Genomic DNA, 12882 nt, shown 5'->3' on the forward strand with positions numbered 1-12882 from the left:
GCCCGCCCCTTCGTGCTGGACCTGGGCTATGCGCGACTGCGCGCGCTGGGCACGCGCTTCGCGGTGCGCCGGGATGGCGGCCGCGCCTGGCTGGACGTGCATGCCGGCGCCGTGGAGATCCAGCCCGGGCATGCCCCCGCGCGCCAGGTCCAGGCCGGATTCGGCTGTGCGATCGACGGCAACGCCATCGGCGCGCCGGAACCGCTGGCGCCGGGCAGCGGCGCCTGGACGCGCGGCGAGCTGGTGGCCAACGCCGTGCCACTGGCGGACTTCACCGCCGAGCTGGCGCGCTATCGCCGGGGCCTGCTCACCTGTGCGCCCGGCGTCGCCGACCTGCCGCTGGTCGGCGTCTTCCCGCTGGCCGACACCGACCGCGCGCTGCGCGCGCTGGAAGCGACGCTGCCGGTGCGGGCGCGGCGCGTGCTGCCGGGCTGGATCAGGCTGGAAAGCGCCTGACCCATTCCGCCAAAGCGCCGACGCCGGCAAGGGCCTTCCCGACTATTTTGTAACAGCGACGCTTTTCCGGTTCCCCTTTTTTCATCTCGCTTGGCATGCCTGATGTACGCCGCGCACCGCGCGTCCGCCGCCAAGGAATCCCCATGCAAGTCCGTCGTCTCCGAACCCCGATCCGCGCCCGCGCGCTAGCGGCCGCCCTGTCCGCGCCGATGGGCGTCCTGGCGCTGTCCGCGCCCGTCCAGGCGCAGGCGCCCGCCGGGCAGCCGCCATTCCGGGCGCCGCATCATTCCCTGTCCGTGCCGGCGCTGGTGGGCGGCGGCACCCATCCCCGGCCTGGAGAGATCAGCCTGGCGCATCACGGCGTGCTGTTCCTGGATGAACTGCCCGAATTCAACCGGCGCACGCTGGAATCGCTGCGCGAGCCGCTGGAAACCGGCCGGGTGCTGATCTCGCGGGCCATGCGCACGGCGCGCTTTCCGGCCCGCTTCCAACTGGTCGCGGCCATGAACCCTTGCCCCTGCGGTTGGCGCGGGCACCCGGCGCGGGCCTGCGCCTGCACGCCGGACCAAGTGGCGCGCTACGCGGGCCGCGTCTCCGGCCCTTTGCTGGACCGCATCGACCTGCATCTGCGCCTGCCGCCGGTGGCCCCGGAAGAACTGGACGGGCCGCCGGGGGAGGCCTCGGCGGCGGTGCGTGAGCGGGTCCTGGCCTGCCGTGGGCGGCAATTGGAACGTCAGGACAAGCCCAACGCGGCCCTGGCCGGCGCGGAGCTGGACCGCCATTGCGCGCTGGACGAGAGCGGGCGGGAGCTGCTGCTGCAAGCCATGCGCCGCCTGCGCGGCTCGGCCCGCGTGCTGCACCGGACGCTGCGGGTGGCGCGCACGATCGCCGACCTGGACGGCGCGGAACGGTTGGGCGCCCGGCATGTCGCGCAGGCGGTGCAGTACCGGGCGGAATGAGGGGAAAGGGGTGTTTTGGCGAAATCCAGGGACATATGGCATACGGATCTGGCAGGCCCCTGCAGGGTGATCCCTTATCCGATTCGACAAAAGCCCGGAAATCGCCATATAATCAAAGGCTTTCCCGGATCTGGCGTGTGCGTGACCTGCCTTTGGGCTTTGCGCATGAGGGAAAAGCGCTGCAAAACATGCTTCGAGCATGGCGTGGCTTTGGGGGGATAGACGTTCTGGTCCTGACCCTGGCGCGCAGGTGGCAGCGATCGCTGGAAAGCAGTACCACAGAAGTGGCAACGGGTTCGACAAGTCTTGTCGCGCCGCCCTGGGCAGCAAGCCCGGATTTGCCTGGCTTCGGATTCGATTCCGTTGCGGGCAGGCCGGTCTGGCTTATCTGGCTCACGGCGCCGTCAGGCACCTGGCGTCATGTAAATCAACAATCAGTGTTTAGTTTAGGGAATCAACATGCCCAAGATGAAGACCAAGAAAAGCGCCGCAAAGCGCTTTCAGGTTCGCGGCAGCGGATCCATCAAGCGTGGTCAGGCGTTCAAGCGTCACATCCTGACCAAGAAGACCACGAAGAACAAGCGCCAGCTGCGCGGTTCGGCTGCGGTCCATGAAACCAACGTGGCTTCCGTGAAAGCCATGATGCCTTTCGCTTGATCTAAGGGAGATCTACTATGCCTCGCGTCAAACGCGGCGTTACCGCCCGTGCCCGTCACAAGAAAGTCATTTCCGCCGCCAAGGGTTACCGTGGCCGCCGCGGTAATGTGTTCCGCATCGCCAAGCAAGCGGTCATGCGCGCTGGCCAATACGCCTACCGCGACCGCCGCAACAAGAAGCGCACGTTCCGCGCGCTCTGGATCACGCGTATCAACGCCGCCGTCCGTGAGCATGGCGTCAGCTACAGCGTGTTCATCGCCGGCCTGAAGAAGGCTGCGATCGAGCTCGACCGCAAGGTCCTGGCCGATCTGGCCGTGCGCGACAAGGCCGGCTTTGCCGCCATCGTGCAGCAAGCCAAGGCTGCGTTGGCTGCCTGATCGCGCGCTTTAACTCATCGCGCATCGCTGCAAACGGGGCTGTCATGGCCCCGTTTGCGTTTTGAGGGCTGGATTCATGACTCAATCGATTGACGACCTGGTTTCCCAGGCGCAAGAACGTTTCGCCGCGGCCAAGGACGCCGCCGCGCTCGAAAACGAAAAGGCCCGCTTCCTGGGCAAGGATGGCGCGCTGACCGTGCTGCTCAAGGGGCTGGGCAAACTCGACCCCGAGCAAAAGCGCGAGATGGGCGCGCAGATCAACCAGGCCAAGAAGAAGGTCGAGGAGTTCCTGAATCTGGGCCGCGCCGCGCTGGCGCAAGCCGAGCTGGACGCCCGTCTGGCTTCTGAAACCATCGACGTCACCCTGCCGGGCCGTGGCCGCGCGCCGGGCGGCATCCATCCGGTGATCCGGACCTGGGAGCGCGTGGAAGAGATCTTCCGCTCCATCGGCTTCGACGTGGCCGACGGCCCCGAAGTCGAGAACGACTGGACCAACTTCACCGCCCTGAACAGCCCGCTGGACCATCCGGCGCGTTCGATGCACGACACGTTCTACGTCGACATGCAGGACGCCGACGGCCAGCCGCTGCTGCTGCGCACGCACACCAGCCCCATGCAGGTGCGCTATGCCCGCATGCACAAGCCGCCCATCAAGGTCATCGCGCCGGGGCGCACCTACCGCGTCGACAGCGACGCCACGCACTCGCCCATGTTCCACCAGGTGGAAGGGCTCTGGATCGCCGAGGACATCTCCTTCGCCGACCTGAAAGGCGTGTACACCGATTTCCTGCGTTGCTTCTTCGAAAGCGACGACCTCGTCGTGCGTTTCCGCCCGTCGTTCTTCCCCTTCACCGAACCGTCCGCCGAAATCGACATGATGTTCACGTCGGGGCCGAACCGCGGCCGCTGGCTGGAGATCTCCGGTTCCGGCCAGGTGCATCCGCAAGTGGTGCGCAATTTCGGCCTGGACCCCGAGCGCTACATCGGCTTCGCCTTCGGTTCCGGGCTCGAGCGCCTGACCATGTTGCGCTACGGCGTCAACGACCTGCGCCAGTTCTACGAAGGCGATTTGCGCTTCCTGCGCCAGTTCAACGAATAACCGAAGCGACGGCTGATCATGCAATTTCCCGAATCCTGGCTGCGTTCCCTGGTCAATCCCGAGATCGCAACCGATGAACTCGCGCACCGGCTCACGATGGCCGGCCTGGAAGTCGAAGACGCCGTGCCGGCGGCACCCGCGTTCAGCGGCGTGGTCGTGGCGCGCATCGTCGAGATCGCGCCGCATCCGGACGCCGACAAGCTGCGCGTCTGCCAAGTGGACGACGGCTCCGGCGCGCTGCTGCAGATCGTCTGCGGCGCGCCCAACGCGGCCGCCGGCCTGACCGTGCCGCTGGCCCGCGTCGGCGCCGAGCTGCCCGGCGGCATGAAGATCGGCGTGGCCAAGATGCGCGGCGTGCAATCGTCCGGCATGCTGTGCTCGGCGCGCGAGCTGGGCCTGTCCCAGGATCACGCCGGCCTGATGGAACTGTCCGGCGACCTGGCTCCCGGCCTGTCGATCCGCGACGCGCTGGACCTGGACGACACGCTGTTCACGCTCAAGCTCACGCCGAACCGCGCCGACTGCCTGTCGATCCTGGGCGTGGCCCGTGAGGTCGCCGCGCTGACCGGCGCGCCGCTGTCGGTGCCCACCGCCAAGGCCGTGCCCGTGACGCTGGACGAGCGCCTGCCCGTCAAGGTCGAGGCCCCCGACCTGTGCGGCCGTTTCGGCGGCCGCGTGATCCGCGGCGTCAATGCCCGCGCCGCCACGCCGGAATGGATGAAGACGCGCCTGGAGCGCGCCGGCCAGCGTTCGCTGTCGGCGCTGGTGGACATCTCCAACTACGTCATGCTCGAGCTGGGCCGTCCGTCGCACGTGTTCGACCTGGACAAGATCCAGGGCGACCTGTCGGTGCGCTGGGCCCGCGAAGGCGAGACGCTGGAACTCCTGAACGGCCAGACCGTCACGCTGGATTCCAAGGTCGGCGTGGTGGTGGCCGGCGACACCGTCGAAAGCCTGGCCGGCATCATGGGCGGCGAAGCCACGTCCGTGACGCTGGACACGCAGAACATCTACCTGGAAGCCGCGTTCTGGTGGCCGCAGTCGCTGGCCGGCCGCGCGCGTCGCTACAAGTTCAGTTCGGAAGCCAGCCATCGCGGCGAACGCGGCGTGGACTACGCCACGATTCCCGAGCACATCGAATTCATCACGCGCCTGATCGTCGACATCTGCGGCGGCCAGGCCGGTCCGCTGGACGACCAGATCGTCAACCTGCCCAAGCGCGAACCCGTGCGCATGCGTCTGGCGCGCTGCCACCGCGTGCTGGGCGTGCCGGTGACGCAGGCCGATGTCGGCCGCATCTTCGGCAGCCTGGGCCTGGAATACACGATTGAAGGCGACGACTTCGTCGTCACGCCGCCGTCGTTCCGCTTCGACATCGAGATCGAGGAAGACCTGATCGAGGAAGTCGCGCGCATCTACGGTTTCGAGAACATTCCCACCGTGCCGCCCATGGCGCGCGCCAAGATGTTCTCGCTGCCCGAAGTCCGCCGTGGCAACCACGCCCTGCGCCGCCTGGCGGCCGCGCAGGACTACCAGGAAGTGGTCAACTACAGCTTCGTCGAAGCCGACTGGGAACGCGACTACGCCGGCAATACCGACCCCGTGCGCCTGGTCAATCCCATCGCCAGCCATCTGTCGGTGATGCGTTCCAGCCTCATCGCGAGCCTGGTGGCCAACATCGTCCACAACGCCAATCGCAAGCAGACCCGCGTGCGCCTGTTCGAGCTGGGTCGCGTGTTCACGCGCGACGCCGCCGTGCAGGACGGCCCGCTGATGGTGGCCGGCGTGCGCCAGCCGCTGATGCTGGCCGGCGCGGCCTGGGGCCCGGCCGTGGAAGAGCAGTGGGGCGCGCCCGCGCGCCACGTCGACTTCTACGACGTGAAGATGGATGTCGAGGCGCTGTTCGGCGCGCGCGGCGACCGCCTGCGCTTCGAGGCCGCCGCGCATCCCGCGCTGCACCCCGGCCGCAGCGCCCGCGTCTCGCTGGACGGCAAGGTCGTCGGCTGGATCGGCGAACTGCACCCGCGCTGGGCGCAGCAGGCCGACCTGGCCCATGCGCCGGTGGTGTTCGAACTGGACGTGGCCGCGCTGTCGGAAGGCGAGCTGCCCCAGGTCCGCGAGCAGTCGCGCCAGCCCATCGTGGTGCGCGACCTGGCCCTGTGGGTCGACGCCCAGGTGCCGGTCCAGTCCATGCTGGACACCGTCACCGCGCTGGCCAAGACCGATCCCCAACTGGCCGTGCTGCGCGACCTGCGCCTGTTCGACGTGTGGCGCGAGAAGTCCCAGGACGGCGTTCCCGCGGCCGAGAAAAGCCTTGCTTTCCGATTCTGGCTACAGGACACTGAGGTCACGCTGGACGACGCCCGGGTGGCGGATTGCATGGCGCGCATCAGGGATGCCCTGATCAGCGCCCACGGCGCGCGACTACGCGCTTGAACATGGGGAACACTATGCTTGCCGAGCCGCGTACCCTGACCAAGGCTGAACTGGCCGAGCTGCTCTTCGAGCGGGTCGGCCTGAACAAGCGCGAGGCCAAGGACATCGTCGACACGTTCTTCGAAGAGATCCGCGACGCGCTCGCGCGCGGCGACTCCGTGAAGCTCTCGGGATTCGGCAACTTCCAGGTGCGCGACAAGCCGCCGCGCCCTGGTCGCAATCCCAAGACGGGCGAGACCATCCCCATCGCCGCGCGCCGCGTGGTGACATTCCATGCCAGCCAGAAGCTCAAGAGCGTCGTGGAGCAGGCCACGCCGGCTGCGCCCGACGCCGTGGAGTGATACGCTTTGTCGGTAAATGTTATCGGCGCTCGACGCAACGCGGCATAAAATCCACTTATGACACGTCCCGAATCCACCGTTACCACCTTACCGCCCATTCCCGCCAAGCGTTACTTCACCATCGGTGAAGTCAGCGACCTGTGCGGCGTCAAGCCTCACGTCTTGCGGTACTGGGAACAGGAATTCACGCAGCTCAAGCCGGTGAAGCGGCGCGGCAACCGCCGCTACTATCAGCATCACGAAGTGCTGCTGATCCGCCGCATCCGCTCGCTGCTGTACGAACAAGGCTTCACCATCAGCGGCGCGCGCAACCGCCTCGGCGACGCGCGCGACACGCCGCATGACCAGGACGCCGCCGTGCGCCTGTCCGGCGCCGAAATGCAGGCCCTGCGCAATGAGCTGGGCAATGTGTCGGCGATGCTGGGCGAAGCGCTGGGCATGAAGCCCGGCGCGCAAGCTGGCGACACGCACGCCGCCAGCGTTCAATCCTCCGGCGTGTCCGCGCCGGCAGCCTGATTCCGCTTGCGCTCGCGCCGGCCTCGTGCCGGCGCGGTGTTTGCCGGCAATACGTCTCCCTTGTTTTTGAAGTCAGCGTAGCCTGAGCTGCTATGCGCGACGTGCGTTGTCGCATGCTTGTGCATCGCGCGGCGCAGTCGCGGTTGCGTTGCCGTGGCCTGACCTTGTCGTGCCTGGCGCCGCGACGTCGCCGGCATCGACGTGGCCGTTGGGGAGGTGGTGGCGACCTGGCGCTCTCTTACGGATGGTGCGCCTGTTGATTGCACATCGACAGACACGAGGATATCCCTTGCATTCAACAGGCCCACGCAAGCATGGTCAACGCGTGCTCCAAATTTTTTTCGAGCATCTGCAAAATTTTTTGCGTGAGTGCGTGCAAACAATTTTTTGCTCTGCTATAATCTTTTTCTTTCGGGGCGTAGCGCAGCCTGGTAGCGCACTTGCATGGGGTGCAAGGGGTCGCGAGTTCGAATCCCGCCGTCCCGACCAGCAGTTCAAAAAGCCGTCAGTGATTTTTCACTGACGGCTTTTTTCATTGCCTGTCCATATTCATTTTGGTTTTTTCATTCGCCGCGAGGTGGATACCGTGCTTCGGGAAAGCTACTTCGTCTAGAGCGCAAGTTGCGCGAGCACCAAACACCAAAATACCAAAACACCAAACACGGCATTCATCAAAATGAGGGAACAGCGGAATACGGTGAAGTTGAAGCTCACCGGAGACCGCACGCTACACATGCCGCGCCGTATTGGCGCTGCGCTACCTTGAGGCCATTGCTCCCGACAAGGTAATCTCCACCCGCTCCACCCCTTTCCCCTGATTCTTCCGCTTCAGCGCAATCCCGCCGATCTCCCCGGTCGTGCGCGGATGCGTGCCGCCACAGCCCATGCGGGTGAATCCCTCGACCTCCCAGTACCGCCGATGATTCGCCTCGTCGGAAAACGCCGTCACGATGGGCTTGTCGGCGGCGATCAGCGCGTCGGCTTGCGCCTGGACGGTCTCGAACAGTTCGCTGATGCTCGCGCCGCGCTGGAAATCGATCCGCGCTTTCATCGGTGAAATATGCGCGCCGACCTTGAGGATGCCTGGTTCACAGTCATAGATCAGCTGCAGCACCATCTCGGCCGCGAAGTGATGACGCATCAGGCCGTAGCGCCGCGCCCAGTCGATGCGCACGTCCACTTCATCGCCGGCGTGCAGGCCATGGCCGGGCGGCAGCGTGTAGGCGATGTCCAGGCCGTCCTTTTCCGCTTTCAGCACGGCAATGCCCGCGATCGTGCCGCTGTCGCTTTCCTGCCCGCCGGCGTTGGCGTAGAAGATCGTCGCGCGCAGGCGGACGATGTCTCCGTCGACGGTGGACACCTCGGTCCGCAGATGGTCCAGGTAGGGGTCTTGCCAGAAAACCTTGTCTGTCACGTGGGGCTCCGCGCGCGAGGGGCTGGGATGATCCAGCGACTATAGAGCATTGCTCAGGCTGCCTGCACCTTCCTGCAATGCTGCTTGCTTCCGTCCGCCAAGGTGACGGTCAGCGTAGCCGCGCCGCGCTGGAAATCGTGGCGTTCGTCGAAGGCATCGGCGCGCCATGCCTGGGTATCCGGGCCCGCCTCGCTGGGTCGGATCGCATAGCGGCACGGGACGCCGTAGTCGCGCGTCGCGGCAATGAGCCGGCGCGCGGTATCGACGATGTAGGTCGCGCCCAGTTCATCGCGATAGATGCCTTGCGCCCAGTCGTCGACGTTCTCGTTCAGGGCGGCGGGATAGGCAGGCCAGGCCTCGCCCATGGCCAGCCCAAGCAGGCGTCGCGCCGTCGCGCTGGCAGGCGTCGAGGCGGTGTTGAACAGCACGACGGCGCACAGCCTGCGTTCCGGCAGGCCCAGCAGCATGGACGTATGGCCATTGACGTCGCCTTTGTGCGCGACGCTGCGCCAGCGCCGGCCGTCGATCTTGATCTCGTCCAGCCACCAGCCGCAACCGAAGTCGCCGGGCGGGCCGCCGAGCATCAAGTCGGTATGCGCCGCGTCCAGGACCTTGCCGTCGATCAGCGACAGCCACCAGCGGGCCAGGTCGCGCGCGCTGGCGGCCAGGTCGTAGGCGCCGAATGCCACGCTGGAATGCAAGGGCGGCGCGGGCGTTCTGTCCGGGTCCAGCATGCAGCCGATGCTGTGCGCGGTGTCGATCGATCCCGTCTCGCGCAGTTCCAGCGTCTGCCAGAGCATCGTGCGCAGCATGTCGTGCAGCGCATCGCCACCGACGCGTTCCGCGATCCGGGCCAGCACGGCGTAGCCGGTGTTGCTGTAGCGGCAGGCCTGTCCTGGCGCATCCAGCAGGGGCGAGGCGGTGATCAGCCTGATCAGGTGCTCGGGCGCGATGTGCCGCCGCATCAGTTCCGGCCAATAGGCGGGCAGGGCGGTGTGGTTGCCCAGGCCCGAGCGGTGCCGCAGCAGATGCATGGGCGTGATGCGCGGATCCAGGCCGCAATCCGGCAGGTATCGCGCGGCGCTGTCGTGCAGGTCGAGCTTGCCATGCTGCGCCAACAACAGGATCGCGGCGGCCGTGTGGCTCTTGCTCAGAGATCCGATGTGAAAGCGGGTGTCCGGGGCGTTCTTGCGGCCGCTGGCAAGATCCGCATGGCCGTAGGCCTGCTCGGCCACGGCAGCGCCATCGGCGTAGACGCCCAGCACGCCGTGGAGATCGGCGTGCGAGGCCAGGTCTTGCAGGTACTGGTGCAGCGCGAGTGTCATGGGGCGGTGATCGATGTCGAAAGACGTGGGGCGCGAGAGCGGGGGAGTCGCGATCGGACCGCGGGCACGCCATGGCCGGCGGCCTCAACGCGCCTATGGACCTTGAAGCGGCTACAGCCTCTATCGTGCCAGGCAGTTCAACTGAAAGGAGCAAGCATGTCCAGCGCGTTGGAGCGTTCCCGTTTCGTCCTGGTCATCGGTGGCGGGCAGGCCGGACTGGCGGCGGGCTATTGGCTGAAGCGGCAGGATATGCCTTTTCTGATCGTCGAGGGCGGCGCCCGGATCGGCGATGTCTGGCGGCAACGCTACGCCTCGCTGTCGCTGTTCACCACGCGCGCGTTCAGCGCCTTGCCCGGCATGGCCCTGGCGGGCGACGCGGACGGCTATGCCGGCCGCGACGAGTTCGCGGATTACCTGGAGGCCTACGCAGGGCGCTTCGCGCTGCCCATCCGGCTGTCGACCTCGGTCCAGCGCCTGCGCGCCGGGCCGCAGGGGAGCTTCCTGGCCGACTTGTCGGACGGCGGCACGCTGGCCGCCACGCATGTCATCGTGGCGACGGGCGGCTTTCAGGCGCCGGTGGTGCCGGCGATCGCGCGCGGCTTCGGCGCTCAGATTCCGCAGTTGACCCCGGAGAGCTTCGGCGCCGGCGAGTCCTTGCCCGACGGGCCGGTGCTGGTGGTGGGAGACGGGGCCAGCGGCCGCGACCTGGCCGTGCTGGCCTCGGCCTCGCATCCGGTGATGCTGGCCACGGGCAAGCCGCGCAAGCTGGTGCCCGAGCGCGTGCTGGGCAAATCGATCTGGTGGTGGCTGCGCTGCCTGGGGCTGATGCGCGCGCCGTCCGCGTCATTCCTCGGCAAGGCATTGCGGCGCAGGGATCCTTTTCCGGACCGGGACCGAGGCCTGGCGAGCCTGGCGCGGCGCGGCATCGATCTGCGGCCCAGGCTGACGGCCGCCGAGGGCGATACGGCCGTGTTCGCTGACGGCGAGCGCCGCCAGGTGGCGGCGGTGGTGTGGGCGGTTGGCTATCGGGATCGGACCGATTGGATCGAGATCCCCGGTGCCTTGGGCGACGAGGGCCGCTTGCTGCACGACGCGGGCGTTTCTCCGGTGTCCGGCCTTGCCTATGTCGGCCGTCCGTGGCAGCGCAACCGTGCGTCGGCGCTGGTCATGGGCGCGGGCGAGGATGCGCGGCGCATCGTCGAGGCGATCAAGCGGGCGGACACGGATCGTCGGATCGCCGCCGCCATGCCGCCGCGGGCGGCGGAGCCGCGCTGACGGCCCGCAAGTAAATGCACCATTCTTCACAGTTCTCTCCAAGGATTCATGGCCTGTCCCGTTAGCATGTGCGCCGGGTCGAGCAGGAAGCCGGCCGGTAAAGCGCGCATGGCTGGCATGCGCAAGACGTGGCAGACAGCGAAAGGGGAAAGAACATGGTTCAAGGATTGAACGCCAGGGCAACGCGGGCGCGCGGATTGGGCGCCGTGCAGGGTGTGCGCCGCCTTGCGTGCGAGACCGGGGCGTCAGCGGCTTGCGCCGCGCCGCGCCGCAGCCTGCAAGGCGCGGGCGCCGCCATCGCGGCCGCGCTGATCGCCGTGGCGTCGCCGGTGTGGGCCGCCGGGCCGGCCGTCGTCGTCAAGCATGGCGAGACCGTCACGATAGATGGCGTGCGCAACATCGTCATGCGCGCCGACCAGGCCAAGGGCGGCATCCTGCTGCTGACGGGCGGCGACGGGCGCCTGAACGTGACGGACGGCGCGCAGTTCACCGATGGCGCGGACAACGTGCTGATCCGCAACCGCGACGCGTTCGCGGCGCGCGGCTATAACGTGATGCTGGTCGACCTGGGCACGGACCTGGCGGCGGCGGTCGGCTACATGGCCAGGTTGAAAGCGCCGGTGACCGTCATCGGCACCAGCAAGGGCACGGAGCGGCTGGCGCAGGGATTGGCGAAGGGCGCGCGTCCGGACAAGGTGGTGCTGTCCTCGGGCTTTCTCAGCCCGGAATCCGGGCCGGGCGACAGCGTGCAAGCCATCCTGGGCACGCCGTCGCGGCTGCCGCCGACCCTGGCGATCCACCATCGCGAGGACCATTGCCGCTGGACGCGTCCGGCCGGGGTCGAGCCGTTCAAGGCCTGGGCCGGTCCGAAAGTCGAGGTCGCGTGGCTCAGCGGCGGCGTGGATGATCAGGCGAATCCCTGCCGCTACAGCGGGCACCATGGCTTTGCCGGCGTGGACGCGGCATTCGTGGACCGCATCATGGCCTTCATCGCGAAGTAGTCGGGCGGGCCAGCCTGTTATGGCGCAATCCCGGCCGCTCTGTGCATGGCGGCGCGGCCCGACCTTGTCCATACTGATTGCGCGCCCGCATCCGTCCACGCAGCTTGCGCGGACGGCGCGCGCAGTCAACCAGGACCGTTCCATGCCCTACCGCTACGTTGTCGCCGATGTCTTCACCCGCCACGCCTATGGCGGCAATCCGCTGGCCGTCGTGCTCGACGCGCAAGGCCTGGATACCGCGCAGATGCTGCGCATCGCGCGCGAGTTCAATTTCTCCGAGACCAGCTTCGTGCTGCCGGCGCGGGATCCGGCGCACACGGCCGAGGTGCGGATCTTCACGCCCGATCGGGAAGTGCCTTTCGCCGGGCATCCCAATGTCGGCACGGCGGTGGTGCTGGCGCGCGAGCTGGCGGCATCGGGACGTCCCGTGCCGGACGCGTTCGTGTTCGACGAGGCGGCCGGGCTGGTGCGGATCGCGCTGCGGCGCGAAGGGGCGGACGTGGACGGCGCCGAGTTGCAGGCGCCGCAGCCACTGTCCCGGCGCGCCCTGGCGCCCGTGGATGCGGTGGCGCGGGCCTTGCGCCTGGCGCCCGGGGACATCGAGACGGCCGAGCACGCGCCGCAAGTCGTGTCGGTCGGCCTGACCTTCCTGGTGGTCCAGCTGGCCAGCCGCGATGCACTGCGCCGCGCATCGCCGGATCCTGCCGGCTATGCGGCGCTGCTGCCGCTGGACGACGCGCGTTCCATCTATGCCTACACGACCGACACGGCGGCGGACACGGGGCAGGGGCCGACCGATATCCAGGCCCGCATGTTCACGGGCCGCATGACGGAAGAACCGGCCACCGGCAGCGCCGTGGCCGCCGCGGTGGCGCTGCCGGTGGCCGGGGCTTCCGTCATGCGGCCCGTGAACATGCGGGCCTGGATATCGGCCGGCCCCTGCCCCGCGTCCGCCGCCGTGTCGGTCGTGTTGGCATAGATGGAACGCCCGTCCGCCCGCGGCCGCCGCGCCGCCTCGCCGGCAGG

11 protein-coding genes, 1 tRNA gene and 2 pseudogenes are annotated in these 12882 nt (G+C 67.8%); 12 read left to right on the forward strand and 2 right to left on the reverse strand.

The features are described 5' to 3' along the window. From KDH83_RS25450 to KDH83_RS25490, 9 genes and pseudogenes are all read left to right on the forward strand, one after another. Positions 1 to 456: pseudogene (locus KDH83_RS25450) on the forward strand (hypothetical protein); the annotation flags it as partial. Positions 457 to 713: 257 nt separating this feature from the next. Then, positions 714 to 1415, forward strand: a pseudogene (locus KDH83_RS25455) (ATP-binding protein); the annotation flags it as partial. A 459-nt stretch (positions 1416 to 1874) separates the two neighbouring features. Further along, a complete protein-coding gene (rpmI, locus tag KDH83_RS25460; protein WP_006387997.1) occupies positions 1875 to 2072 on the forward strand; it encodes a 50S ribosomal protein L35 in 198 nt (65 codons plus the stop codon). Between the two features lie 17 nt (positions 2073 to 2089). Next, on the forward strand, positions 2090 to 2449 hold the full coding sequence (gene rplT, locus KDH83_RS25465; RefSeq protein ID WP_006387998.1) for a 50S ribosomal protein L20: 360 nt from the start codon (positions 2090 to 2092) through the stop codon (positions 2447 to 2449). Positions 2450 to 2525: 76 nt separating this feature from the next. Then, positions 2526 to 3548 (forward strand): phenylalanine--tRNA ligase subunit alpha, encoded by a 1023-nt coding sequence (gene pheS, locus KDH83_RS25470; protein ID WP_212320797.1) that lies wholly within the window; start codon positions 2526 to 2528, stop codon positions 3546 to 3548. Positions 3549 to 3566: 18 nt separating this feature from the next. Next, on the forward strand, positions 3567 to 5984 hold the full coding sequence (gene pheT / locus KDH83_RS25475) for a phenylalanine--tRNA ligase subunit beta (RefSeq protein ID WP_212320798.1): 2418 nt from the start codon (positions 3567 to 3569) through the stop codon (positions 5982 to 5984). 2 nt (positions 5985 to 5986) lie between these two features. After that, entirely contained in the window at positions 5987 to 6325 is a 339-nt protein-coding gene (locus tag KDH83_RS25480) for an integration host factor subunit alpha (RefSeq protein WP_103273814.1), read from the forward strand. 57 nt (positions 6326 to 6382) lie between these two features. Further along, complete coding sequence (locus tag KDH83_RS25485; protein WP_249205350.1) at positions 6383 to 6841, forward strand: MerR family transcriptional regulator; 459 nt, start codon at positions 6383 to 6385, stop codon at positions 6839 to 6841. A gap of 412 nt (positions 6842 to 7253) precedes the next feature. Next, positions 7254 to 7330, forward strand: a tRNA-Pro gene (locus tag KDH83_RS25490). A gap of 268 nt (positions 7331 to 7598) precedes the next feature. Here the strand turns inward: KDH83_RS25490 and KDH83_RS25495 are convergent. Together KDH83_RS25495 and KDH83_RS25500 are read right to left on the reverse strand one after the other, a co-directional pair. Further along, a complete protein-coding gene (locus tag KDH83_RS25495) occupies positions 7599 to 8255 on the reverse strand; it encodes an alanyl-tRNA editing protein (RefSeq protein WP_212320799.1) in 657 nt (218 codons plus the stop codon). Between the two features lie 53 nt (positions 8256 to 8308). Further along, positions 8309 to 9580, reverse strand: a complete 1272-nt coding sequence (locus KDH83_RS25500; RefSeq protein WP_212320800.1) for a serine hydrolase domain-containing protein — start codon at positions 9578 to 9580, stop codon at positions 8309 to 8311. A 156-nt stretch (positions 9581 to 9736) separates the two neighbouring features. Here KDH83_RS25500 and KDH83_RS25505 point away from each other — a divergent pair, with 156 nt between their 5' ends. The 3 genes from KDH83_RS25505 (at position 9737) to KDH83_RS25515 (ending at position 12835) form a co-directional block, all read left to right on the forward strand. Further along, the gene (locus KDH83_RS25505; RefSeq protein WP_212320801.1) at positions 9737 to 10855 is read left to right on the forward strand and encodes an NAD(P)-binding domain-containing protein; all 1119 of its coding nucleotides are present in this window, start codon (positions 9737 to 9739) and stop codon (positions 10853 to 10855) included. Positions 10856 to 11010: 155 nt separating this feature from the next. Beyond that, positions 11011 to 11856 carry a hypothetical protein gene (locus KDH83_RS25510; protein ID WP_212320802.1) on the forward strand — a complete coding sequence of 282 codons (846 nt, stop codon included), beginning with the start codon at positions 11011 to 11013 and terminating at the stop codon, positions 11854 to 11856. A gap of 142 nt (positions 11857 to 11998) precedes the next feature. After that, positions 11999 to 12835, forward strand: a complete 837-nt coding sequence (locus KDH83_RS25515) for a PhzF family phenazine biosynthesis protein (protein WP_212320803.1) — start codon at positions 11999 to 12001, stop codon at positions 12833 to 12835. Positions 12836 to 12882 lie beyond the last annotated feature (47 nt).

The sequence above is a fragment of the Achromobacter sp. Marseille-Q0513 genome, from assembly GCF_018195695.1.
Taxonomy (GTDB): domain Bacteria; phylum Pseudomonadota; class Gammaproteobacteria; order Burkholderiales; family Burkholderiaceae_B; genus Achromobacter.

What these genes read in the sequence shown, in the direction of transcription:
- rpmI (WP_006387997.1), top strand. Translation starts at nt 1,875, where the DNA reads ATGCCCAAGATGAAGACCAAGAAAAGCGCCGCAAAGCGCTTTCAGGTT.
- rplT (WP_006387998.1), top strand. Translation starts at nt 2,090, where the DNA reads ATGCCTCGCGTCAAACGCGGCGTTACCGCCCGTGCCCGTCACAAGAAA.
- pheS (WP_212320797.1), top strand. Translation starts at nt 2,526, where the DNA reads ATGACTCAATCGATTGACGACCTGGTTTCCCAGGCGCAAGAACGTTTC.
- pheT (WP_212320798.1), top strand. Translation starts at nt 3,567, where the DNA reads ATGCAATTTCCCGAATCCTGGCTGCGTTCCCTGGTCAATCCCGAGATC.
- KDH83_RS25480 (WP_103273814.1), top strand. Translation starts at nt 5,987, where the DNA reads ATGGGGAACACTATGCTTGCCGAGCCGCGTACCCTGACCAAGGCTGAA.
- KDH83_RS25485 (WP_249205350.1), top strand. Translation starts at nt 6,383, where the DNA reads ATGACACGTCCCGAATCCACCGTTACCACCTTACCGCCCATTCCCGCC.
- KDH83_RS25500 (WP_212320800.1), bottom strand. Translation starts at nt 9,580, where the DNA reads ATGACACTCGCGCTGCACCAGTACCTGCAAGACCTGGCCTCGCACGCC.
- KDH83_RS25505 (WP_212320801.1), top strand. Translation starts at nt 9,737, where the DNA reads ATGTCCAGCGCGTTGGAGCGTTCCCGTTTCGTCCTGGTCATCGGTGGC.
- KDH83_RS25510 (WP_212320802.1), top strand. Translation starts at nt 11,011, where the DNA reads ATGGTTCAAGGATTGAACGCCAGGGCAACGCGGGCGCGCGGATTGGGC.
- KDH83_RS25515 (WP_212320803.1), top strand. Translation starts at nt 11,999, where the DNA reads ATGCCCTACCGCTACGTTGTCGCCGATGTCTTCACCCGCCACGCCTAT.